The 23,316-nt window shown below is 62.8% G+C and carries 16 protein-coding genes and 1 pseudogene; 7 read left to right on the top strand and 10 right to left on the bottom strand.

Annotation, left to right across the window (positions count from 1 at the left end; translation table 11 throughout):
• Positions 1 to 344 precede the first annotated feature (344 nt).
• Positions 345 to 1,697, top strand: a complete 1,353-nt coding sequence (locus XANALMUS060_RS04450; protein WP_200894004.1) for a serine hydrolase domain-containing protein — start codon at positions 345 to 347, stop codon at positions 1,695 to 1,697.
• Positions 1,698 to 2,184: 487 nt separating this feature from the next.
• On the opposite strand, the gene XANALMUS060_RS04445 is transcribed toward XANALMUS060_RS04450, so the two are convergent.
• From XANALMUS060_RS04445 to nudE, 9 genes and pseudogenes are all read right to left on the bottom strand, one after another.
• On the bottom strand, positions 2,185 to 2,664 hold the full coding sequence (locus tag XANALMUS060_RS04445; protein ID WP_045737302.1) for a hypothetical protein: 480 nt from the start codon (positions 2,662 to 2,664) through the stop codon (positions 2,185 to 2,187).
• A 1,138-nt stretch (positions 2,665 to 3,802) separates the two neighbouring features.
• A complete protein-coding gene (gene gcvH / locus XANALMUS060_RS04440; protein WP_012916687.1) occupies positions 3,803 to 4,198 on the bottom strand; it encodes a glycine cleavage system protein GcvH in 396 nt (131 codons plus the stop codon).
• A 99-nt stretch (positions 4,199 to 4,297) separates the two neighbouring features.
• Entirely contained in the window at positions 4,298 to 5,404 is a 1,107-nt protein-coding gene (gene gcvT / locus XANALMUS060_RS04435; RefSeq protein WP_045737301.1) for a glycine cleavage system aminomethyltransferase GcvT, read from the bottom strand.
• A 368-nt stretch (positions 5,405 to 5,772) separates the two neighbouring features.
• Positions 5,773 to 6,204, bottom strand: coding sequence for an NfeD family protein (locus XANALMUS060_RS04430; protein ID WP_045737300.1), 432 nt, complete (start codon positions 6,202 to 6,204; stop codon positions 5,773 to 5,775).
• 3 nt (positions 6,205 to 6,207) lie between these two features.
• Entirely contained in the window at positions 6,208 to 7,170 is a 963-nt protein-coding gene (locus XANALMUS060_RS04425; RefSeq protein WP_045737392.1) for an SPFH domain-containing protein, read from the bottom strand.
• 388 nt (positions 7,171 to 7,558) lie between these two features.
• The gene (mazG, locus tag XANALMUS060_RS04420) at positions 7,559 to 8,416 is read right to left on the bottom strand and encodes a nucleoside triphosphate pyrophosphohydrolase (protein ID WP_082064911.1); all 858 of its coding nucleotides are present in this window, start codon (positions 8,414 to 8,416) and stop codon (positions 7,559 to 7,561) included.
• Between the two features lie 146 nt (positions 8,417 to 8,562).
• Positions 8,563 to 9,363: a 3'(2'),5'-bisphosphate nucleotidase CysQ gene (gene cysQ, locus XANALMUS060_RS04415; RefSeq protein ID WP_045737390.1), complete on the bottom strand. Its 801-nt coding sequence runs from the start codon at positions 9,361 to 9,363 to the stop codon at positions 8,563 to 8,565.
• 48 nt (positions 9,364 to 9,411) lie between these two features.
• Positions 9,412 to 9,876 (bottom strand): annotated as a pseudogene (locus XANALMUS060_RS18270) (3'(2'),5'-bisphosphate nucleotidase CysQ); the annotation flags it as partial.
• Positions 9,873 to 10,427 carry an ADP compounds hydrolase NudE gene (gene nudE, locus XANALMUS060_RS04410; protein WP_045728047.1) on the bottom strand — a complete coding sequence of 185 codons (555 nt, stop codon included), beginning with the start codon at positions 10,425 to 10,427 and terminating at the stop codon, positions 9,873 to 9,875. The pseudogene XANALMUS060_RS18270 and the gene nudE, both read right to left, overlap by 4 nt.
• 74 nt (positions 10,428 to 10,501) lie before the next feature.
• On the opposite strand from nudE, the gene bioA reads away from it, so the two are divergent.
• The 3 genes from bioA (at position 10,502) to XANALMUS060_RS04395 (ending at position 15,627) form a co-directional block, all read left to right on the top strand.
• Positions 10,502 to 11,893 carry an adenosylmethionine--8-amino-7-oxononanoate transaminase gene (bioA, locus tag XANALMUS060_RS04405; protein WP_045737299.1) on the top strand — a complete coding sequence of 464 codons (1,392 nt, stop codon included), beginning with the start codon at positions 10,502 to 10,504 and terminating at the stop codon, positions 11,891 to 11,893.
• Positions 11,884 to 12,615: a 16S rRNA (uracil(1498)-N(3))-methyltransferase gene (locus tag XANALMUS060_RS04400; protein ID WP_045737298.1), complete on the top strand. Its 732-nt coding sequence runs from the start codon at positions 11,884 to 11,886 to the stop codon at positions 12,613 to 12,615. Before bioA ends, XANALMUS060_RS04400 begins: the two co-directional genes overlap by 10 nt.
• A gap of 408 nt (positions 12,616 to 13,023) precedes the next feature.
• On the top strand, positions 13,024 to 15,627 hold the full coding sequence (locus tag XANALMUS060_RS04395) for a TonB-dependent receptor (RefSeq protein ID WP_235430357.1): 2,604 nt from the start codon (positions 13,024 to 13,026) through the stop codon (positions 15,625 to 15,627).
• Positions 15,628 to 15,843: 216 nt separating this feature from the next.
• Here XANALMUS060_RS04395 and XANALMUS060_RS04390 read toward each other — a convergent pair whose 3' ends face one another.
• The gene (locus tag XANALMUS060_RS04390) at positions 15,844 to 16,866 is read right to left on the bottom strand and encodes a glucokinase family protein (RefSeq protein WP_045737388.1); all 1,023 of its coding nucleotides are present in this window, start codon (positions 16,864 to 16,866) and stop codon (positions 15,844 to 15,846) included.
• 921 nt (positions 16,867 to 17,787) lie between these two features.
• On the opposite strand from XANALMUS060_RS04390, the gene XANALMUS060_RS04385 reads away from it, so the two are divergent.
• The 3 genes from XANALMUS060_RS04385 (at position 17,788) to XANALMUS060_RS04375 (ending at position 23,296) form a co-directional block, all read left to right on the top strand.
• The gene (locus tag XANALMUS060_RS04385; protein WP_045737297.1) at positions 17,788 to 20,448 is read left to right on the top strand and encodes a TonB-dependent receptor; all 2,661 of its coding nucleotides are present in this window, start codon (positions 17,788 to 17,790) and stop codon (positions 20,446 to 20,448) included.
• Between the two features lie 101 nt (positions 20,449 to 20,549).
• A complete protein-coding gene (locus tag XANALMUS060_RS04380) occupies positions 20,550 to 22,244 on the top strand; it encodes an alpha-L-fucosidase (protein ID WP_045737296.1) in 1,695 nt (564 codons plus the stop codon).
• Entirely contained in the window at positions 22,241 to 23,296 is a 1,056-nt protein-coding gene (locus XANALMUS060_RS04375) for a glycosyl hydrolase family 18 protein (RefSeq protein WP_045737295.1), read from the top strand. Before XANALMUS060_RS04380 ends, XANALMUS060_RS04375 begins: the two co-directional genes overlap by 4 nt.
• Positions 23,297 to 23,316: the final 20 nt, after the last annotated feature.

Raw genomic sequence — 23,316 nt, 5'->3', positions numbered from 1 at the left:
AAGCGCGACAAGTGATCGCGAAGCTGAGCAAGGCCGTCGTAGTCGACTAAGCGCTATTCCCAGCCCCGGCACCTCCTCGCCGAGGTCGGACATCTGCCAACACCGACGAACGGCACGACGCTTGCAGGCGACAACACACCCAGCGCAGCCGCTGATCGAGCCGTCGGCGGACGCCGCGCAAGCGTCTGTTTGGCGGGGAAATTTCCTGCAGGATCAATCTCATGCCTATTCATCTTCTCTCAGTTTGTGCAACGACGAAAAGCAGCGCTAGAATCGGCTCGGGCAGCACCTCACAGGCATCAGGCGCAATGACACAGAACAGCAGGCACCGGTTCCTTCGACCGGTGGCAATCGGTTTGCTCGGGGCCTTGTTACCCCTTGCGATGTCTTCCACCGCACAAACCCCCGCACCAGCGCAACCATTACCGCCACCCCTTTCACCGCAGACTCCCAACCCTTCTTCGCCGACAGCGGCACCGCTCTCGCGTGAGACGCATACGCAGAGTCATGCCCTGCCATTGGCCAAGGATTTCGATGTCGCGAGCCTGGAAAAAATCGCCGAGCAGTTGACCTATGGCGAACGCGTCCCGGGCCTGGCCATGGCGATCGTGCATAACGGCGAAGTTCTCAGCGCACGCGGTTACGGCGTCACCGACGTCAACCATCCCCAGCCGGTCGATGCACACACCGTGTTTCGCCTCGCATCGCTATCCAAAGCCTTCGCCGGCACCATGACCGGCCTGCTCGTCAACGACGGCATCCTGCGCTGGGATAGCAAGGTCGTCGACTACGTTCCCGGTTTCCAGCTCAGCGATCCTGCAGCCACGCGCCAGTTGAACGTGGCCGACCTGCTCAGCCACCGTGTCGGCCTGACCTTCAACGCCTACGACGGCGATGTCGAATCCAATGTCGATTACTACACGCTCAGCCACAAGCTGGCCTATGCGCCAATCAAGTGTGCACCGGGCGCATGCTATGCGTACCAGAACGTCGCCTTCAGTCTGATCGGCGATGTGGTGTTCGCCGCATCCGGTACCTTTTACGAACAATTGGTGGAGCGCCGCATCTTCAAGCCGCTGGGCATGAACGACGCCAGCCTCGGCCTGGCCGGCATCCAAGCCAGCCCACGCTGGGCGCATCCGCACGTGCGCAACCGCAACGGCTGGGTGTCGCTGATGCCCAAGCCCAACTACTACCGGCTGGCACCAGCGGCAGGCGTCAATGCCAGCATCAGCGACATGGCGCAGTGGCTGATCGCTCAGACCGGACACCGTCCTGACGTATTGCCTGCGCCGCTGCTGGCAACGTTGCATGCCCCGCTCATTGTCACACCCGGCGAGATGCGCTCGGGTTGGCGCCACGCCCGGGTCAACTCGGCCAGCTATGCGCTGGGCTGGCGCGTGCTGGATTACTCCGGACACCAAGTGATGTTCCATGCCGGCGCCGTGCAGGGCTATCGCGGCCTGATCGCGCTGTTACCGGAACGCGATCTGGGCGTGGTGATCCTATGGAACGGCGAAAGTGGCCTACCCTCGGGCCTGCTACCGACCGTCGTCGATCGCGCAATCGGATTACCGGCGCAACGCTGGTTGGATGTGGACACCGACTTCGGCAGCGACAACCTGTTGACCGAGAATCCGGACCCGAAGGAGAAGAAGGGCGTGTCTTCTTCCACCTCGGTCGCTTCGCCGCACTGACTGAAAACCCGATTGAGGTATCGCGGAAGGCGGCGCAAGCCGCCTTCTTGCTATCCAACGCCTATACCAGCCAATGGCGGCGGCCATGCCTTGCGCCGTAAGATCCATGAGCGACGCCGCGCGCGCCAAACGCTCACGCCACGCATGCGAAGGCAACAGCACACAACACCGAACGACTGGCGCGGAAAATTTGCTGATATGCGCACCACGCCGCGACAAACGGCATGAGCGATGAGCAAGAGACTATCGGCACGGGAGGCGCGATCCGATGAAAAGATTGCGCTACGATCGGCAGTTAACAACGGCGCGCTGAGCGCATGCGCCAACCGACATTGACGTCGCCGTCGAGAGATCGTTGCACCGAAAGCAGATGCCACGCCATCGGCGCAATGCCTTGAGCGGATCGCAACCGAGAGTTGCTGCAATAAAAAAGCTCCCTCCCCGCTGGGCACCGGGGAGAGAGCTTAGGAACGGCTATTGGGATAAATCAGATCAGCGGTGCGGGCGTCGCCGGCAGCGCGACCGGAGCGGCCTTCTTCTTGCGGACGACCGGCTTCTTCTTCGCCACAGTCTTCTTGGCGGCGGCCTTCTTCGCGACCGGCTTCTTGGCTGCCGACTTCTTCACCGTTTTCTTGGCGGCGGTCTTCTTGGCGGCAACCTTCTTCGCGGTCTTCTTCACCGTCTTCTTGGCAGCAACCTTCTTGGCGGTCTTCTTGACTGCCTTCTTCGCGACCTTCTTCACTGCTTTCTTAGCAGCGGTCTTCTTCTTGGCGACCTTCTTCACCGTTTTCTTGGCGGCAACCTTCTTGACCGCCTTCTTTACCTTGGCGACCTTCTTTGCCACCTTTTTGGCGACCTTCTTGACCGCCTTCTTTACCGAAACCTTCTTCGCTGCCGGTTTCTTGGCAGCAGTCTTTTTGACCGCTTTCTTGGCGGCCGGCTTTTTCGCAGCTTTCTTCGTGGCCATGAGATGGCTCCTCGTCAGTGAACTATGGATTGAAAACGCCCAGTTAAAGCAAACACGCGGCGATGATCCGCCTGCATGACCCACCGACTCGCGCTGCGAGTCGGATCGGATACAGAAACACCCGTACCGAATGTCGATACGGGTGCTTTGCCAGGGGAGACGTTGCATTTCTCGGAGGGAAGCGAACCCAAATCCACCATCGTCGGTTCTGTGGCGGATGTCCAAGTTGTGCTTTGCGCTTTGATGTCGATCCGATTCACTCGGTTACACAGCAACGTCTGCTGAGCGAAACCTAATCACGGTTTTTTTTACTGTCAACACTTCCGCGAAAATTTTTTTCCGAAAGATGCGTCGAGCGGTGCTGCGGCACGCCACATTGATCGCCATGACACCGCCGTCAGCGCCATGGGCGGCGCGTCCACTCGACTACAGGCTCGAAGAAAAACCCACAAAAATACGATGTTTTTTTGCAAAAGCGCATCCTCGCGAGCTGAGCATCAGCGCGCATGCGCGACACGGAAGCGAGAACGAGATGCGCACGCCCAAGTCTGTCCGCAAGCTGAAAAATATTTCGACGCCACATGCTTTTTTTGGATCCGACACAGCCAAATGCGCAAAACTGCGCGAAATTTCTTACCGTTTGTCGGCCTCCTGCAGGCATCGGAGAGGTCGTTCGTGGTGGTATCAGGCAAGACCGAGGGCATGCACGCATTGGTCATCACGACGCCATCCATCACCACCCAATTGGCCGGAGCAACGCACACCATGTGCTGACATCGAATGCATCACTGCTGCCTGCAACGTGCCAATCAAGCAATTTTCCGCACGCTCAACCGTCCACATCCGCTCTCCAGCGATATCGGCAATCGCACACACAAGCCATCTGCATGACCTCGTCGCGAGACGAGCGAACCAACGCCAATAAACTGACGCCATCAACACGCTGCTCACACCAAAACCGGGTGCAGCGTTCAACAACACGCGCCATCCTCAGAGCGACATCGCCCGGATGCACGCTTGGCACTACTGCTGCGACGATGGATGGAGAGCACACCGACACGATGCCAGCAAGCCAGCACCCCAAAAAAAACCGGCCGCACTGGGCGGCCGGTTCGGGTGTGGCGAGACAGTGGAAAGCTCAGTGGCCGTCCTCTTCAAGCAGCTCGGCGTATTCGTCCGGAGACAGCAGATCGTTCAACTGCTCCGCGTCATCCAGTTCCAAGACCAAGATCCAGCCCTCGCCATAAGCATCCTCGTTGATCGTCTCCGGCTTGTCGCTGAGTGCAGTGTTGACCTCGACCACCCGACCGCTCAACGGGCTATACACGTCCGAGGCAGCCTTGACCGACTCGACCACGGCCACGCCGTTACCGGCTTCAATCTGATCGCCAACGTTAGGCAGTTCGACGTAGACCAAATCACCGAGCAGGCTCTGCGCATGGTCGGAAATGCCGATGGTGACGCGACCGTTACCTTCAACACGCGCCCATTCATGGGACTTGAGAAATTTGAGGTCGCCAGGGATCTCGCTCATAGGGCTGCTCCGGAAGAAAACGGTTAAAGGATGGAAGACTAGTGTAGCGAACCGCGCACCCTGGAAAGAAGTCGTACAACGCGCGGCGGCAAGCGCGGCTCAACCCAGTACGCCGGGCTGAACCTGACCTTCCCGCACGAACGGGAATTTGACCACCCGCACCGGCACGCCCTTCCCGCGGATATCCACCCGCACCGCGCCAGGCTCGCCCGCCGGCACCCGCGCGAACGCGATCGCTTTGCCCAACGTGGGCGAGAAAGTGCCAGACAGGATTTCGCCCTCGCCCTGCGCGGTCAGCACTTTCTGCCCGTGGCGCAGCACGCCTTTTTCGTCCATCACCAAGCCGATCATTTGCCGCGGCGCACCACCGGCCTTCTGCGCCTCCAGCACCTCGCGACCGACGAAGGCGCGGCCCTCGTCGAGCGCAACGGTCCAGGCCAATCCGGCTTCGTATGGCGAGACGCGCTCGTCCATGTCCTGCCCATACAGATTCATCCCGGCTTCCAGACGCAGCGTGTCGCGCGCCCCCAGGCCCGCCGGTGCGACCCCCGCAGCGAGCAGCGCCGCCCAGAACGCTGGCGCCTGTTGCTGCGGCAACACGATCTCGAACCCATCCTCGCCGGTGTAGCCGGTACGCGCCACGAACAACGGCACGCCTTCGTGCGAGTTCACCTCGACCGCAGCGAAGCGTCCCAGCTTATCGGCCGTGGCACGGTCGGACTCGCGCAACAGGCCGATCACCTTGGCACGGGCATTGGGCCCCTGCACCGCGATCATCGCGAAGTCCTCGCGCTCGCGCACTTGCACACCGAACGCCTGTGCCTGCGCGCCGATCCAGGCCAAGTCGTTGACCCGCGTGGCGGCATTGACCACCAGACGAAAGAACGCATTGGACATGTAATACACGATCAGATCGTCGATCACCCCGCCCTGCGGATTGAGCATGCAGGTGTACAGTGCCTTGCCCGGCACCTTCAGCTTGTCCACCGAGTTGGCCAGCAGATGGCGCAGGAAGGCGCGGACCTGCTCACCATGCAGATCGACCACCGTCATGTGGCTGACGTCGAACATGCCGGCATCGCGGCGAACCTGATGGTGCTCGTCGATCTGCGAACCGTAATGGATCGGCATATCCCAGCCGCCGAAGTCGACCATCTTGGCGCCGAGGGCGCGATGGCTGTCGTTGAGGATGGTCTTCTGGTTCATGGCACGGGCCCGTGAGAAAAGTGCCCCATTATCGCGAAATGGGGAGGCGCGGGATGCGCCAGCTGTGCACCGGAGCAGAAGCGATACGATGGGAAACGTGGCAACCATTGGGAGCAGCCGTCTCGGCCTGGCACAAAAACGCTTTCCAATGCGATTGCCTGGAGTGGCCGACAACACGACTGCCTCGTCGCCGGACGGATCGTGCAGTGCCCGGAATCCTGATGCAGCGTTCGCACAGTGCGATTCCTATGCGCTGTCCGCGTCGGGCCGACAGCGACTCGCGACGTTCTCCTCTTATTAGTAATGCATCAGCAGCGAACACGGGCGTGCCACACCCCGACGGAGATCGCCAGTGACCAGTGGCTGCCTTACTCCGCCTGGACCAGCAACGTCATCCCGTCCACGCCGACGATGCGCACCGCACTCCCCGCAGGCAGATCGGGACCGCCGACGACCCAGAAGGCGTCGTCAACCTTGGCGCGACCGCGACCGCCCTGGATCGGCTGATCCAGCGTCACCCACCGGCCGATCAACTGCTCGGCGCGACGATTGAGCAGCGGCTGGTCGCTGCCGCGACCACGCGCACGAAACCAGGTGCGATATACCTGCATCGCGGCAAAGCTCAGCACCACGAACGCACCGATCTGCAACAGCAACGGCATGCCGGGTACGACCAGCACCACGAGGAACACCACAGCCGCGGCCAACCCCATCCATAACATGAAGGCACCGGGCACCAGCGCCTCGGCTCCGAACAACAACAAGGCCAACGCTCCCCAGACCATGCACTCCAAGCGCATGACTCAGCCTCCGTTGCGCGGCGGCGCATGCGGCACCGTTGGCGACGTCGCCTGCTTGTTCAACGCCTCGCGCGCCAGTTCGGCGATGCCGGCGATCGAGCCGATGATGCCACTGGATTCCATCGGCATCAGCACGAACTTCTGGTTCGGAGCAGTGGCCAGTTCCTTGAACGCTTCCACATATTTCTGCGCGATGAAGTAATTGATTGCCTGCACGTCGCCCTCGGCGATTGCCTTGGACACCATCTCGGTGGCGCGCGCCTCGGCCTGGGCCAGACGCTCGCGCGCCTCCGCGTCGCGGAACGCCGACTCCTTGCGCCCTTCGGCCTCCAGCACTGCGGCCTGTTTCTGGCCATCGGCACGCAGGATCTCCGACTGACGCGAGCCTTCGGCCTCCAGGATCTGCGCGCGCTTCTCGCGCTCGGCCTTCATCTGCCGCGCCATCGCATCGACCAGATCGCGTGGAGGCTGGATATCGCGGATCTCGATGCGAGTCACCTTGATCCCCCACGGGTTGGTGGCGTGATCGACCACGTTCAGCAGTTGCGCGTTGATCGTCTCGCGTTGACTCAGCGACTCGTCCAGGTCCATCGAGCCGATCACCGTGCGGATATTGGTCTGCACCAGGGCGATCGTGGCGATTTCCAGATTGGCCACTTCATAAGCGGCCTTGGCCGCGTCCAGTACTTGGAAGAACACCACGCCATCCACGCACACGACCGCGTTGTCCTTGGTGATCACGTCCTGGCTGGGTACGTCCAGCACCTGCTCCATCATGTTGACCTTGCGCCCCACGCCATAGACCAACGGAAACAGAAAATGCAGACCCGGCGACAGGGTATGGGTATAGCGACCGAAGCGCTCCACCGTCCATTGAAACCCCTGCGGCACCATGCGCACGGTCTTGAACACCGTGATCACGCCGACGAACAGGAGGAGAAACGCAAAAAAATACGTAGCCGACATCGGTTGCTCCATTAACCAGAGAAGATCGAATCGCCAGTATAGCCAGCGCCAGAGCGCATGCCCGCCAGACGCGCGGCACAACGCCTCGGCGAGATGTCCTGGAACATTCCTGCATCGCCGGCAAGCGAGTCCAGCCGATGAGGCGATGTCACCGACAGGTTAAAGAATGTTGTGATCGAGCCAGACATCGCCATCGCCGCATAGCAGCCTGCGCACACTCAACCCGGCTGAGCAGTGCAGATCCGCAGGACCATCGGCGACACCGCCAGACTGCCCGCACCATGCAAGCGCGGCAATCACTGATCGCCGTGTTCGCGCGCAGACCACCGCTAGAACCAGCGATCACGACCGAAGCGATACATGCGCTCTGCTCAGCAAGCACCGCAGCTCACCCGCATTCACCGCCACGCTGAACAGTCGCGCATGATGACGCCGCATCGCGCTCCTCACGCTTTGCCGCCTGCCAATACGCCTCCTGCCGCTGTGGGGACAGGCCATCGAGCGCGGCGCCATCCTGCTGCGCCAGTCGCTCCATCGCGCGAAAACGGCACTCGAACTTGCGGTTGGCGTGGCGCAGCGCCGCGCCGGGATCGACCCGGGCGTGCCGCGCCAAGTGAACGCACACGAACAGTAAATCTCCGATCTCGTCCTGCAGGCGCGCCTGGTTGTCCTGGACCGCGGCGTGCGCCAGCTCCGCACGCACTTCTTCCATTTCCTCGCGCACCTTGTCCAGGACCGCCTCCGGCCCCGGCCAATCGAAACCGATGCGCGCCGCACGCGCCTGCAGTTTCAACGCGCGCTGCCATTCGGGCAGGCCACGGGCGATCCCGGCCAACGCCGAGGTGTCGCATTCGCCAGCAGCCGCGCGCTCAGCGCGCTTGATCTGCTCCCAGCGCTGCGTCTGCTCCGCCGCATCGGCCACCTGGCTGTCGCCGAACACATGCGGGTGACGACGCACCATCTTGTCGCAGATCGCCGCGACCACCGCGTCGAAGCCGAACGCGCCCTGCTCTTGCGCCATCTGCGCATGAAACACCACCTGCAATAACAGGTCGCCGAGTTCGTCCTTCAACCCCGCCAGGTCTTGGCGATCGATCGCGTCGGCGACTTCGTAGGCCTCTTCGATGGTGTAGGCGGCAATGCTGGCGAAATCCTGCTGCAGATCCCACGGGCAGCCCTGCGCCGGATCGCGCAAGCGCGCCATGATGTCGAGCAGGGCGGGAAGGTCGTCGCGGGCAGAGGTCACGGGTGGAATCCGATACGACGGCAACGCTGCCGCCTGCCGTCTAGTTTGGCAGATGTGGCAGAGCCCCCTATCGGGCCGGTGGCGGATGTTTTATGGCGGTGCGTCGTACCCGTGTTGGTCGTGCGTGCTGCGCCACAGCACCCCGCTCAGCCCTGCCAGTCGCGCCAGGACAGGTCGGGATCGCCCAGCGCGACGAAATCGCCATTGAGCAGGGAATCGCGCCGGTTGTAACGGAACGGTTTGCCGGTGTCGGCGGCCAACAGCACACCACCGGCTGCTTGCAGCACGCATTGGCCGGCTGCGGTATCCCATTCGGAGGTCGGCCCGAAGCGCGGGTAGACATCCAGTTCGCCATCGGCAAGGCGGCAGAATTTCAGCGAGGAACCTTGCGTGACCAATTCGATCTCGCCCATCCGCTGCAGCAGCGCGTCGGTGCGCGGATCGCGGTGCGAACGGCTCGCCGCCACCCGCAGCGGAGCCGTCGCCGGCCGCCGCGTGTTCAGTGCGGTGTCGCCCAAACCATCGCGGCGGTACGCCTGCTCGCCATGCACCGCATGCCAGAGGCGACCATCCACCGGCGCCTGGATCACGCCGAACACCGGCGCACCCTGATCGATCAGGGCGATATTGACGCTGAACTCGCCGTTGCGCTTGACGAATTCGCGGGTGCCGTCGAGCGGATCCACCAACCAGTATGTCGTCCAGTGCTGACGCACGTCCCACGGAATCTGCGCCGACTCCTCGGACAGCACCGGCAAGTCCGGGGTCAAACGCTCCAGGCCTTCGACAATGACGTGGTGGGCCGCCAGATCGGCCTGAGTCAGCGGGCTGGCGTCGGCCTTGTGTTCGACCTCGAAACCAGTGGCGTAGACCTGCATGATCGCCGCAGCGGCATCGACGGCGATGCCGATGACAGCCTCGCGCAGGTCGCGGCTCAAACGGATCACGCAGCGCGCGCCAGCCACTCGCGCGCGATGAACAACGCCGCCAGCGAACGCCGGCCGCCGCGTGTTCAGTGCGGTGTCGCCCAAACCATCGCGGCGGTACGCCTGCTCGCCATGCACCGCATGCCAGAGGCGACCATCCACCGGCGCCTGGATCACGCCGAACACCGGCGCACCCTGATCGATCAGGGCGATATTGACGCTGAACTCGCCGTTGCGCTTGACGAATTCGCGGGTGCCGTCGAGCGGATCCACCAACCAGTATGTCGTCCAGTGCTGACGCACGTCCCACGGAATCTGCGCCGACTCCTCGGACAGCACCGGCAAGTCCGGGGTCAAACGCTCCAGGCCTTCGACAATGACGTGGTGGGCCGCCAGATCGGCCTGAGTCAGCGGGCTGGCGTCGGCCTTGTGTTCGACCTCGAAACCAGTGGCGTAGACCTGCATGATCGCCGCAGCGGCATCGACGGCGATGCCGATGACAGCCTCGCGCAGGTCGCGGCTCAAACGGATCACGCAGCGCGCGCCAGCCACTCGCGCGCGATGAACAACGCCGCCAGCGAACGCCCTTCGGAAAAATCCTCGCGCAACATCAAACGATCCAGCTCAGCGAGCTTCCAGGGCACCACTTCCAACTCCTCCGGCTCGTCGCCGGCGAGTTTTTCGGGATAGAGCTCTTGCGCCAGCACCAGCCACGATTGGTGAGTCATGTAGGTCGGCGCAAGCGTCATCGCGCGCAACACACGCAACTGCCGCGCGCCGTAGCCGGCCTCTTCCTTGAGTTCGCGGTCGGCCGCCTGCAACGGGGTCTCGCCGGCATCGATACGGCCCTTGACCAGGCCGAGTTCGTAACGATGGACGCCAGCGGCATATTCGCGCACCAGCAGCACGGTCTGCGGGTCCAGCATGGGCACCACGACCACCGCACCATGGCCGGAAGCCTGAAGCCGATGGAACACCCGACGTTCGCCGTTACTGAACTCCAGATCCAGCTCCTCGACCCGACGCTCGATGTCGGACGCGCGGCGCTCGCGGCGCGCGTGAATGATCGGCAACGGACGGGTCATGCCGGCACCATGCGACGTACCAGGGCGTCGATCGATAGAATGCGCAGAGCGAAAAACCTGTTCATGAGCGCGAGATGCTAACAGACCTGACCGCAGCACAGACGGCCGACGCGTGGCGCAAACGCGACCTGGCGGTCCTCTGGCACCCCTGCACGCAAATGCGCGAGCACCCGGACACACTGCCACTGCTGCCCATCGCACGCGGCGAAGGCGCCTGGCTGATCGACCACAGCGGCCGCCATTACCTGGACGCGGTGAGCAGTTGGTGGACCAACCTGTTCGGCCATAGCGAACCACGGATCGCCGCCGCGATTGCCACCCAGGCCACCCAGTTGGAACAGGTGATGCTGGCCGGTTTCAGCCATGAACCGGCGGTGCTGCTGGCCGAGCAATTGCTGGCCCTGGCCCCGCGTCAGGATGGCCGCGCACCGCTGGCCAAGGTGTTCTACGCCGACAATGGCTCGGCCGGCGTGGAAGTCGCGCTGAAGATGGCGTTTCACTATTTTCAGAACCGCGGCGAACACAAGCGCACCCGCTTCATCGCCCTGGAGAATGGCTACCACGGCGAGACCATCGGCGCCCTGGCGGTCGGCGACATCCCGCTGTACCGGCGGGTGTACGCCCCGCTGCTCGCCGAAGCGCTGTTCGCACCCTCGCCCGATGCCTACCTCGCCGCGCCGGGACAGACCGCGCACGAACGCGCCGATGTCGCCGCCGATGCACTGGCCGCTCTATTCGAGCGCCATCCAGGCGAAATCTGCGCGGTGATTCTGGAACCGCGACTGCAATGCGCCGGCGGCATGCGCATGCACGATCCGGCCTACCTGCGCCGCGCGCGCGCGCTATGCGACGCGCATGGCGCGTTCCTGATCGCCGACGAAATCGCCACCGGCTTCGGTCGCACCGGCACCTTGTTCGCCTGCGAACAGGCCGGCGTGATGCCGGATCTGCTGTGCCTGTCCAAGGGCCTGACCGGCGGCTTCCTGCCCTTGTCGGCGGTCCTGGCGACCCAGCATCTGTACGACGCCTTTCTCGACGACAGCCGCGAACGCGCCTTCCTGCATTCGCACAGTTACACCGGCAATCCACTGGCCTGCGCGGCGGGGCTGGCGTCGCTGCGGATCCTGCACGAGGACGATGTGATCGCGCGCAATCGCAGCACCGCCGACACCATGCGCGCCTTGTCAGCGCCGTTCGCCGAGCACCCGCATGTGGCCGACGTGCGCCAGGCCGGGATGGTGGTCGCGTTCGAACTCACCCGCAACGGCGACAAGCACAGCCCATTCGCCGCATCCGCGCGCGTGGGCCTGCACGCCTACCGCGCCGCGTTGCGGCGTGGCGTGGTGCTGCGTCCGCTAGGCGACGTGCTGTACTGGATGCCGCCGTATTGTGTGGACGCGACGCAACTGGCGCTGCTGGCCGAAACCACGCTGGCGGCGATCGACGAGGCCGTGGCATGCGCCTGACCCGCTGCCATGTGGATCTGCCACTGCACGCCGGGGCCGACGTGGCCCTGCCGGAAGACGTCGCCGGGCATCTGCTGCGTGTGCTGCGGTTACGCGAAGGCGACCGCTGCGTGCTGTTCAACGGCGACGGCCGCGACTACGAGGCCGAACTACTGCCGACCGGCAAGCGCGGCGCCAGCGCACGCATCGGCGCGGCGCGCCCGCTCGACAACGAATCGCCACTGGCGATCACCCTGCTGCAAGGCGTGGCACGTGGCGAGAAGATGGACCTGATCCTGCAAAAGGCGACCGAACTCGGCGTGGCCGCAATCGTGCCAATCTGGGCCGAGCGCACCGAAGTGAAGTTGGATGCGACGCGAACGGACAAACGTGTCGCGCACTGGCGCAGCGTGGTGATCTCGGCCTGCGAACAATCCGGCCGCGCCAGCGTGCCATCAGTTAGCGCACCGCTAGCACTGGCCGATGCCGCGCGCAGCGCTGCGGACAGTCCATGTCGTCTCATCCTCGACCCGCAAGGCGAACAGCGTCTGCGCACGGTCGATCTCAGCGGCAACGCAGCCACCATCGCGATTGGCCCGGAAGGCGGCTGGTCGCCACGCGATCGCGCCATGTTGCAAGCCGCCGGCTTCCTCGGTCTGCGCCTGGGTCCGCGCATCCTGCGCACCGAAACCGCAGGCCTTGCAGCCATCGCCGCATTGCAAGCGCATGGCGGCGATTTGTGAGTCAACGCATGCGATCTTGTAGACATCGCTGATCTGGCGCACAGTCGACACACCACGCACGCCTGAGAAGAACCCTGGATTTTCCGGCGAAATCGACGGTTTTTCATTCCGCTCAACGGCTCGGCGCATGCGTTGACAACAAACAACAGGCGCGACACAGTCACTGCCATCCGAACCAACACGCGGGATGCATCCGGTTCACGCGGGTGGAACAGGCCAAGGAATCGAGCGCAACAACGGCGCCTCGCTGCACACCGAGGTCAGCGCTGCTGCACCTCAGCATGTAGTGGTCGCACACACGCTTGGCCGCTGACCGCATCGCGACCGCCACCTTCGGCCATCCCCCCTGCACATGACGCCGCCCGCGCGCTCGATTCGTCCGCCGCCCCGGCGCATCTCATGCGTCCAATGCACTCTTCGGAGAACGCCGCTTTGAACCATTTCCAACCCGCTCCCTTGGCCATTGCTCTGGCTACCCTGCTCGCCGTCCCCACTGCACTCGCCCAGGATGCTTCTGCGCCACCGACCAACAGCGACAACGCCACCGCCGCGCCAGCGACCAAGGAACTGGATGCAATCAAGGTGACCGGCTATCGCGCCAGCCTGCAAAAATCGCTCAACATCAAGCGCAACGCCGATGCGATCGTGGATGCGATCTCAGCCGAGGACGTCGGCAAGTTCCCCGCGGCCAACGTCGCCGAATCGTTATCGCATTTACCCGGCGTCAGCGTCGACCGCCAGTTCGGCGAAGGCGAGAAGGTCTCGATCCTCGGCACCGATCCGGCGTTGAATCGCATCCTGCTCAACGGCCAGAGCATCGCCTCCACCAGTTGGGGCGGCGACCCGAACAACCCGGACAGCCGCTCGTTCAATTACTCGCTGCTAGCGCCGGAAGTCATCGGCAACGCCGAGGTGTACAAGAGCCCGCAGGCCAGCATCGACGAGGGCAGCCTCGGCGGCACCGTGATCGTGCACACGCGTAAACCGCTGGAACTGCAGCGGAACCTGCTGACCGGCAATATCAGCTACGGCTACAACGATCGCTCCGAAAAGGGCAAACCGAACGCTTCGTTGCTGTACAACTGGAAGAGCGCCGACGACACATTCGGCGTACTCGGTTCGGTGATGCATTCCGAGCGCATGCTGCGCCGCGATGGCGTTGAAATCTTCGGCTACAGCAACATTCAGGGCGCCGGTTTTCCCGACGCGGTCGCCAACGGCAAGCAAGGGGTGTATCCGAGCGCGATCAACAGCGCATTGTTCACGCAGACGCGCAAGCGCGATGGCGTCACCGGCGCCTTGCAATGGAAACCCAGCGACGCGTTCGAACTGAGCTACACCGGTTTGTACGTGGATGAGGTATTCAACAACATCAACCAAAGTCGCTTCGCCAATGTCGTTCCGTCCAGCGCCACCGCGCTGAACGTGGTCGATGGCGTGGCCACCTCGGGCGCCTACGGCGACAACACCGACACGATCCTGGACTCGTATGTGCGCAATACCTCGGTCAAGACCAGCAGCAACACCTTGCGCGGCGACTGGCACGGCGAGGGCTGGAATCTATCGAGCCAGGCCGGCGCGACGCGCTCGACCGGCGGCGCGGACCACATCTACGGACTGACCTTGCGCAGCAAAGGCGGCTACGACTATGCCATCGACCACCGCCACGTCAGCGTCGACTACGCGGTGCCACCCTCGGACCTGCAGGCGATGTCGGTGATCGGCGGCACGGTCAACCGTTACCCGAACCTGGACAAGGAACGCTACGCCCAGTTGGACTTCGACCACGACGTGGATTGGGGACCGATCACCAAACTGCGTACCGGGGTGAAAGCAACGCGGCACCGCACCGCGCAGACCTCCTACTACGACAGTTTCCCCGCCGACCCTGCGACCACGCTGAGCGCTCTGTACGGCGGCACTACGCCAAGCGACTACCTGGATGGGCTGTCGGTCAGCGACGACATGCGCCACTGGCCGCGACAGAGTCCGAGCGCACTGGTCGGGTATCTCAACGGGCTGCCCGGCAGCGACACCTTTATTCCCAGCTATGCCAGCACGTTCGATGTGATCGAGCGTAACCGCGCCGCCTATCTGCAAGCCGATTTCGCCGGTTACAACTACCGCGGCAACATCGGCGTGCGTTACGTCAACACCCGCGACGCGATCGGCGGCTACCAGTACGCGGGCAACGCCTACGCACCGGTGCATTACGCCAAATCCTACGGCCAGTGGCTGCCCGCCGCGAACTTCGCCTACGATCTTTCCGATGCGCTGATTCTGCGCCTGGCCGCAGCCAAGGTGATCGCACGGCCGCGCTACGCCGACCTGACGCCATACATCAATGCCGACGACAACAAACTCACCGCCAGCAGCGGCAATCCAACACTGGATCCGTACCGCTCCACCAACTACGGCGCATCCCTGGAATGGTATTTCGCGCCGAACAGCGTCCTGGCCGGAGAACTGTTCTATCGCAACATCTCCAACTACATCCTGCAGACGCTGGTACAGCAACCGCTGCACAACAACACCTATGATCGCCAGGACATCTACGAAGTCACGCTGCCGCAGAACTCCGGCGCAGCCAAGGTCAAGGGCGTGTCGCTGAGCTACCAGCAGGAACTGGGCGGCGGCTTCGGCGTAGCGGCCAATTACACCTATTCCAAGGCCGATACGCAGAGCAACTACAACCTGCCCTACAACTCCAAGAACAGCTACAACCTCAGCCCGTATTTCGAAAAAGGCCCTTGGGACGCGCGCGTGACCCTGGGCTGGCGCTCGGCCTACTTCACCCAGATCGGACGACTGGGCGCAAACCAGATGACCGACGCCTTCACCCAACTCGATGCCTCGCTGGGATACGCCCTCACCGACAAGATCAAGCTGCAGTTGGAGGCGAGCAATCTGCTCAACGAGACTTACTACAGCTACGCTGGCCAGACCAGCGAGCCGTACTATCTGTACAAGAACGGGCGCAGCTATCTGCTCAGCCTGCACGTCACCCTGTAGCCATGGGCCACCATGGCGGCTCTACGCGGATTTGTCATGGCGCGCGACATGCACCGCGCGCCACATCCCGCGCATGATCGACCTATAACAGGAAAACGCATGCGCGGTGATGATCTCATCGGCCACTCGCATCGACCGCGCGTTGCGCATCACGCACTGAGAGGGACACAGGGAACGACCAAGGTTGCGAGCGCAGGCCTGCGCCTGTGCAGACTGTCAGCCTTGTTGTTGCAAGAACCAATTGGCCGCGCCGATGACACCGAGCCGACCATGTTCGACCAACTTCACTGGGATCTGTTCCAGCGCCGGACGCATCGCGCCCTTGTTCAAGTAACGCTCGACGAACGGGCTGGCAGCAAGGAAATCGGCGATCTGTGGTAGGAAGCCACCGGCCAGATAGATGCCACTATGGATTCCATAAAGCAACGCCATGTCGCCGACCACGCTGCCGAGCAGACCGCAGAACGCCGACAAGGCCTCGTGCGCCAACGCATCGTCACCGGCCAAGGCCGCAGCGGTGATCGCGCTCGGTTCGGTGTGGACCGGCGTGGCCTGACGCAATTCGCACAAGGCGCCATACAGATTGATCAAACCCGGACCAGACAGAAAGTGTTCCACATGCACGTAGCCGCGCGTGCGCAGCAGGCGCTGCACCAGCTCCAACTCCAACGCACTGCCCGCAGGTAGCGCCGCATGCCCGGCCTCGGTCGCCAGCACGACCGCACCGCGACCGGTCGGAATCCACACGGCAGCACCGAGCCCGGTGCCCGGTCCGATCACCAGTGCCGGACCGCGTTGCGCGCGACGCGGCCCAGTGAGGTGCAGCACTTCGCTGGCATCCATCGAGGCGGCCGCATACGCCACCGCTTCGAAGTCATTGACCAAATGCAGCGCCTGCATGCCCAGGCGCTCGCGAATCTCCGGCGGCGACAGCGTCCAGGGCAAATTGGTGGTGATGATCCGCCCATCTTCCAGCGCATAGCCCGCACTGGCGATCACGCCATGGGTGGGCGTCGGGCCGGACAAGCCTGACAGGAATTCGGCGATGATCTCGGCCAACCCCGGATAGTCCGCACAGCGGTATTTGCGATAGTCCAGCAATTCCACCGCCGGTGCCGCACCGCTGCTCGTGGCGCGCGCAACCAGCCCGATCCGCACATGGGTTCCGCCGACATCGGCAGCAATGAAAGGTTCGGCGCGCGGCGCAGCCGCTGCCATTTGTGGATTGATTGAGGGCACGTCTTCTCCCGTTGCGCCAGAGCAGGCGCCTGCCGATTCGGCCAAAGTGATCAATTGAGTGTCCGATCACACTGACAACGTTGTCAAGGTGGAATTTGCGCAACGCAATTCATCGAAGTGTCACCTCGTTTTCGCAAGCGCATTTTAAAGGACATCGGGCATCGCGACATGGTTTGCGGCGGATCTCTTCGTACCGTCCGTGGCAGTGGATCCTCAAGATCGCAGCGTGTCGCAAAATTTCGCCGCAATGCACAAATTTTTGCCGCGCATAACACCCATGTTGCGTCACCAGCGTCATGGCGGCGCCGTGCGCCGGCACTCCCGATCAACGCGGCTCGATGCAAATTTTCTTTTTGTAGACAAAGACCTAGATGCGCATCAAGGCATCACTGCGAAGCGCCCACCACAGGCGTCGATGGCACCCCAGACATCCCGATAAAACCGCTCTGGTGCAATATGTTGACAACGCTGTCAGCGCTACGACAGACTCGACTCACACAAGTTTTACAACTTAAAGACATGCCACATTCAGGGAACCTATCAACAGCGACTCACTGCCGCTCCTCCCGTGCCTTGTGGCAGTGCGCACGCTAACGCGGCGCTCGGCCCCCCAACCAACTCCACACGATTTTTGTCCGTCGTCGAACACGGGCGTTTGAGCGTGCGGGTCAAGCGGAGCCAGGGGGCCAGCACTACATTTTTGCTGGACTTGGTCGTTATAGCTGCAGCAACACAGGAAGGACAGGCGTTCTCGATGCCGCCGTCCGTCTACTTCGCGTCAGCAACCGGACGACGCGCATCGAGATTGCGATACACGCAGCGTTTGCAAGAGCACTGCGCATAGACAAGGCCGGGCAGCGGTCAGCCACCGAAACATCGGCGGCGGCTTACTGCCCATGTACCCACCCAGAGGTTTAGCCAATGAATAGCCGCACCACCACTTTAGCCCTGAGCATCATGGCCGCGCTGTACCTGTCCGGTAACGCCGCTGCGCAAGAAGCTCCCGCTTCCGGCAATGCAGATTCCAAGGGCGTCCAGCAACTGGACGCGATCACCGTCACCGGTTACCGCGCTTCGCTGGAGAAGAGCCAGTCGGTGAAGCGCTCGGCCAACTCCATCGTCGATGCGATCAGCGCAGAAGACATTGGTAAATTCCCGGATACCAACGCCGCCGAGTCGCTGGCGCATCTGCCGGGCATCAGCGTGGACCGCCAGTTCGGCGAGGGCGAAAAGGTCAGCATCAACGGCACCGATCCGGCGCTGAACCGCGTGCTGCTCAACGGCCAGACCATCGCGTCCGGCGACTGGGGCGGCAACCCCACCGACACCAGCGGCCGCACCTTCAACTACACCCTGCTGTCGCCGGAAATCATCGGCTTGATGGAGGTCTACAAGACCCCGGAAGCGCGCATCGACGAAGGCTCGATCGGCGGCACCGTGATCGTGAACACCCGCAAGCCGCTGGACCTGCCGAAGAACACCATCCGCGGCTCGATCGGCTACAACTACAACGACCGTTCGAAGGATGGCAATCCACGCGGCTCGGCGCTGTGGAGCTGGAAGAACGACGACGACACCTTCGGCGCGTTGATCTCCGCCACCCACGACAAGCAGGACCTGGCCCGCGCGGGTATCGAGTTCTTCGGTTACAACACCGGCGCCGGCATTCCGCCAACCGCCAAGATCTCCGGCGACGGCAGCAACGTTGCCACCGCCAAGATTCCGGTCGGCATCAACAGCGCTTTCTTCCAGCAGACCCGCGAACGCAATGGCCTGCAGGGCGCACTGCAGTGGAAGCCGAACGAGCAGAACGAACTCAACCTGACCGGCATCTACATCAAGGGTAAGTACAACAACTTCAGCGAATCGCGCTACGTCTGCCCAGGCTGCGGCGATCAGGACAAGATCACCAGCGCCACGGTGAACAACGGCTACGTCACCCAGGCCACGGTCACCGACGGTGCCGGCAACGGCAAGCAGCCCTACGCACAGTTGGACACCAACTACCGCGAGAGCATCGTCACCACCAAGAGCCTGAACCTGCGCCATGACTTCTATGGCGACAAGTGGGTGTTCACCACGCAGGTCGGCACCACCGAGGCGACCGGCGGCAAGGATCCCGAATACCTGATGAAGTACCTGCTGCAGAACGGCGGCTACAACTTCGCGTACGACGGCAAACACACCAGCGTCAACTACGACAATCCCAGCGCATCGAACTGGGGCCTGGTCGGCTCGCCCGCAGGCCTGGCGCCCGGCTCCACCGACAAATCCGCGATGCAGGCTGGCGGCATCTACTACGCCCGCAGCACGGACAAGGAGAAGTACTTCCAGTTCGACGCGGCGCGCGACCTCGATTGGGGCCCGCTGAACAAGCTGCAGGTCGGCTACAAGTACATCAATCACGACAACGGCGTCGATGCGCGCGGCAACCGTATCAACACCACCAACCCGGTGTCGTTGACCGACTTCAGCCCCGGCACCACGCCGAGCGGCCTGTACGACGGCCTGGGCGCAAGCGGCGACCTGACCAATTGGTCGACCGCCAATCTCAACTCGGTGATCCGCTACCTGAATTCGCTGCCGCAGGGTCCTTACAAGACCGACTACGGCTCCTCGTTCGACGTCAAGGAAATCACCAGCGACCTGTACGCGCAGCTGAACTTCGAATCGGGTGCGTGGCGCGGCAACCTGGGCCTTCGTTATGTGGACACCAAGGACAAGTCGCTGTACTGGCAGAGCCGCGATGGTGGCAACACCTACAACCAGACGCAGGCGACCAAGCAGTATTACAAGCCGCTGCCAAGCCTCAACCTGGCTTATGACCTGGACCAGGACAAGGTGCTGCGTTTCTCCGTGGCCAAGGTCATGGCGCGGCCGCGCTACGGCGATCTGGCAGGCTCGTTCACCATCAACAGCAGCAACGGCAACTTGACCGCCAGCGGTGGCAACCCGGACCTGAAGCCATACGAGTCGACCAACTACGACCTGGCTGCCGAGTGGTATTTCGCACCGTCCAGCATGCTGTCGACGGAACTGTTCTACCGCGACATCAGCTCGTACATCGTCACCACCACCACGCAGCAGCAGCTGACCGACGCGGTCTCCGGGGTAAGCGGCCTGTACTCGGTGAGTTCGCCGGTGAATGCCTCCAACGCCAAGGTCAAGGGCGCGTCGCTGAACTATCAACAGGCGTTCGGCTACGGCTTCGGCCTACAGGCGAACTACACCTACGCCGAAGCCAACACGAGCAAGGGCTTGAACATGCCTTACCTGTCGCGGAACACCTACAACGTGATTCCCTATTGGGAAAACGGCCCCTGGATGGTGCGCCTGAACTACAGCTACCGCACCCAGTACTTCACCCAGATCGGTCGTCTGGATTCGCAGGTGTTCGCCGACGCGTACAAGCAGTTGGATCTGACTGCTTCGTATCAGATCAACGACCAGTTGAGCGTGAGCTTCAGCGCGACCAACCTGCTCGACTCCACGTACTACTGGTACAACGAAGTCAAGTACGCACCAATCGGCATGTACAAGAACGGCCGTGGCTACCAGGCACAGCTGAACTTCAAGTTCTGATGTAATACCGGCGCGCCACCGTTCCTCCACGGTGGCGCGCTTTTTTTTTGTCGGGCGTATTCTTGCGCCGACATCGTCTTCTACATAAGGAGTGCAGTGCCATGACGTTCGAGACCCGCCTGCGCGCGGACCGATCCCGCCACGCCAGAACTGCACGCCAGAGCCTGGCCAGTGCGCTGGCCCTGATACTTGCACTGGCCGCTATACCCGCCAGCGCCGCGGATGCGCCGTCGCCGACCGCGCCGACCGCCACCACCCTCAGTCCGGAACAGATCGACCAGCAGTGGCTGCACGCCACCGCCAAATACGCGCCCGAACGCGCTCGATTGATACGCGAGGCTGCAAGCGGCGCGCGTAACGGTACGTTCCGGCCCGACTGGACCTCACTGAAGCGTTACCGCTCGCCATCCTGGTACGACGACGCCAAATTCGGCATCTTCATCCACTGGGGCGTGTTCTCGGTGCCGGGCTTCGGCAGCGAGTGGTACTCGCGCAACATGTACCTGCAGGACACCAAGGAATATGCCCACCACCGGGAAACATACGGCCCGCAATCGCGCTTCGGCTACAAGGACCTGATCCCGCTGTTCACCGCGTCCAAGTTCGATCCGCAGGCCTGGGCCACACTGTTCCGCGATTCCGGAGCACGCTATGTGGTGCCGGTGGCCGAACACCACGACGGCTTTGCGATGTACGACTCGCAACTGTCGGACTGGACCGCGACCAAGATGGGCCCCAAGCGCGACGTGATCAGTGAGCTGTCCAAGGCGATCCGCGCCCAAGGCATGCATTTCGGTTTGTCCTCGCACCGCGCCGAGCACGACTGGTTCTTCGACGGCGGCCGCCATTTCGATTCGGACATCAACGATCCGCGCTATGCCGGCCTGTACGGCCCGGCACAGGTGCGCCTGGCAAGCAAGGACGACGCCGACGTACAGAACGACTGGACCCCGGTCGCGCAAGCCTGGCTGGACGACTGGTTGGCGCGCACCACTGAACTGATCGACCGTTACGATCCGGATCTGATCTATTTCGACTGGTGGATTGCGCACCCGACCTTCCGCGCTACGCTGCCGACGATGCTGGCGTACTACTACAACCACGGCGCCGCCAAGGGCGGCGTGGTGGTGAACTATAAAATCGGCGCCTTCCCCGAGGGTGCCGGCACGCTGGACATCGAGCGCGGCCAACTCACCGGCATCCACCCGACCCACTGGCAGACCGACACCTCGGTCAGCAATGCTTCGTGGGGCTATATCGACCACGACACCTACAAGACCCCCACCTTCATCGTGCACATGCTGGTGGACGTGGTCAGCAAAAACGGCAACCTGATGCTCAATATCGGCCCGCGCGCCGACGGCTCGATCCCGGACAGCGAGCGCGACATCCTGCTGGCGATCGGCAGTTGGCTCAAGACCAATGGCGAGGCCATCTACGGCAGCCGGCCCTGGCGCACCTACGGCGAAGGCCCGACCGAAGTCGTCGGCGGGACCTTCCAGGACACCAAGACCAAGCCCTACACCCCCAAGGATTTCCGCTTCACCACCGGCCATGGTGCGCTGTATGCGATCGAACTCGGCTGGCCAGCCGACGGCAAGGCGGTGATCCACGCACTGACCCCGGCCGACCACGTGCGCGGCGTCACCTTGCTGGCCAGTGGCAAGCCCGTGCCATTCGAGCAACGTGCCGACGGCCTGCATCTGCGTCTGCCGGCCAAGCCGGTGGGCGAACACGCCTACGTCTTCCGCATCGACCTGCCCTCTTCCACCCCGCCAACGGATACCTCCCGATGATGAAACGCTTCGCAGGGCTGCTGTTCGCCCTTGCCCTGGTCTGCTGTCCGGCCATCGCCAAGAACCCGACCGCGTTGTTCTATCTGATGAGCACGCAGAAATCGACCAACGCGTTCCTGGCCCACCTCGACAAGATCGACGTGGTCGTGCCCACCTGGTACGGCGTGGACCAGAACGGACTGGTCAACGGCACACCCAACCTGTACCTGTACGACATCGCCAAACAACACAAGCTGCGGGTGATGCCGATCCTGTCGATGACCGCCGGCCGCGACGGCTTCCACAAGCTGCTGCACGACGAGGATGCGAAAAAACGCATGATCGCCGCGCTGCTGGTGCAAGGGAAAAAACACGGTTATTACGGCTTCCAGTTCGATTTCGAGAGCATCGCGTGGACCGACCGCGACGCCTACTCGCTGATGGTCAAGCAGACCGCCGAGGCGCTGCATAAAGCCGGCTTCAAGATGTCGGTGGCGGTGGTACCGAACGCGCCGGGCTATGCCGAAGGCGGCAGCTTCGCCAAGTGGATGTGGGAATACTGGCGCGGCGCTTACGATCTGAAAGCGCTGAGCGCATCGGTGGACCTGATCAGCCTGATGACCTACGACCAGCACACCCGCTGGACCACGCCCGGCCCGGTGGACGGCATGCCGTGGATCAAGAAGCACCTGGAGTACGCACTGACCCAGGTGCCGAAGGACAAGCTGTCACTCGGCATCGCCACCTACGGCTACCGCTGGTACACCGGCAATCCGGTCAAGGCCGACGGCACCGAGGCGTCCAACATCACCGCCGATTACATCGACGCGGACGAATCCTTCCCGCTGGCGATCGAGCAGAACGCCACCGTGCAATGGGATCCAGTGGAGCAGGAATCGTGGTTCTACTTCTACCGCGACGACATGCGCGAATGGGTGTTCCGCCCGGACGCACGCAGCTTCCGCGCGCGCTACGAGCTGACCAAGCAGTATGGCCTGGAAGGCTTTAGTTGTTGGGTGCTGGGCGCCGAAGACCCCAAGGTCTGGGACGAGTTACCGAGCGCATCACGCTGATCAACCACGGGCGATCCACT

Origin of the sequence: Xanthomonas sp. MUS 060, assembly GCF_000963215.1 — a bacterium.
Lineage (GTDB): Bacteria > Pseudomonadota > Gammaproteobacteria > Xanthomonadales > Xanthomonadaceae > Xanthomonas_A.
Note: the sequence above shows the minus strand (reverse complement) of the source record. Positions and strands in the feature narration are given on the sequence as shown.

What these genes read in the sequence shown, in the direction of transcription:
- XANALMUS060_RS04445 (WP_045737302.1), bottom strand. Translation starts at nt 2,664, where the DNA reads ATGGCCACGAAGAAAGCTGCGAAAAAGCCGGCCGCCAAGAAAGCGGTC.
- gcvH (WP_012916687.1), bottom strand. Translation starts at nt 4,198, where the DNA reads ATGAGCGAGATCCCTGGCGACCTCAAATTTCTCAAGTCCCATGAATGG.
- gcvT (WP_045737301.1), bottom strand. Translation starts at nt 5,404, where the DNA reads ATGAACCAGAAGACCATCCTCAACGACAGCCATCGCGCCCTCGGCGCC.
- XANALMUS060_RS04430 (WP_045737300.1), bottom strand. Translation starts at nt 6,204, where the DNA reads ATGCGCTTGGAGTGCATGGTCTGGGGAGCGTTGGCCTTGTTGTTGTTC.
- XANALMUS060_RS04425 (WP_045737392.1), bottom strand. Translation starts at nt 7,170, where the DNA reads ATGTCGGCTACGTATTTTTTTGCGTTTCTCCTCCTGTTCGTCGGCGTG.
- nudE (WP_045728047.1), bottom strand. Translation starts at nt 10,427, where the DNA reads ATGACCCGTCCGTTGCCGATCATTCACGCGCGCCGCGAGCGCCGCGCG.
- bioA (WP_045737299.1), top strand. Translation starts at nt 10,502, where the DNA reads ATGCTAACAGACCTGACCGCAGCACAGACGGCCGACGCGTGGCGCAAA.
- XANALMUS060_RS04400 (WP_045737298.1), top strand. Translation starts at nt 11,884, where the DNA reads ATGCGCCTGACCCGCTGCCATGTGGATCTGCCACTGCACGCCGGGGCC.
- XANALMUS060_RS04395 (WP_235430357.1), top strand. Translation starts at nt 13,024, where the DNA reads ATGCACTCTTCGGAGAACGCCGCTTTGAACCATTTCCAACCCGCTCCC.
- XANALMUS060_RS04385 (WP_045737297.1), top strand. Translation starts at nt 17,788, where the DNA reads ATGAATAGCCGCACCACCACTTTAGCCCTGAGCATCATGGCCGCGCTG.
- XANALMUS060_RS04380 (WP_045737296.1), top strand. Translation starts at nt 20,550, where the DNA reads ATGACGTTCGAGACCCGCCTGCGCGCGGACCGATCCCGCCACGCCAGA.
- XANALMUS060_RS04375 (WP_045737295.1), top strand. Translation starts at nt 22,241, where the DNA reads ATGATGAAACGCTTCGCAGGGCTGCTGTTCGCCCTTGCCCTGGTCTGC.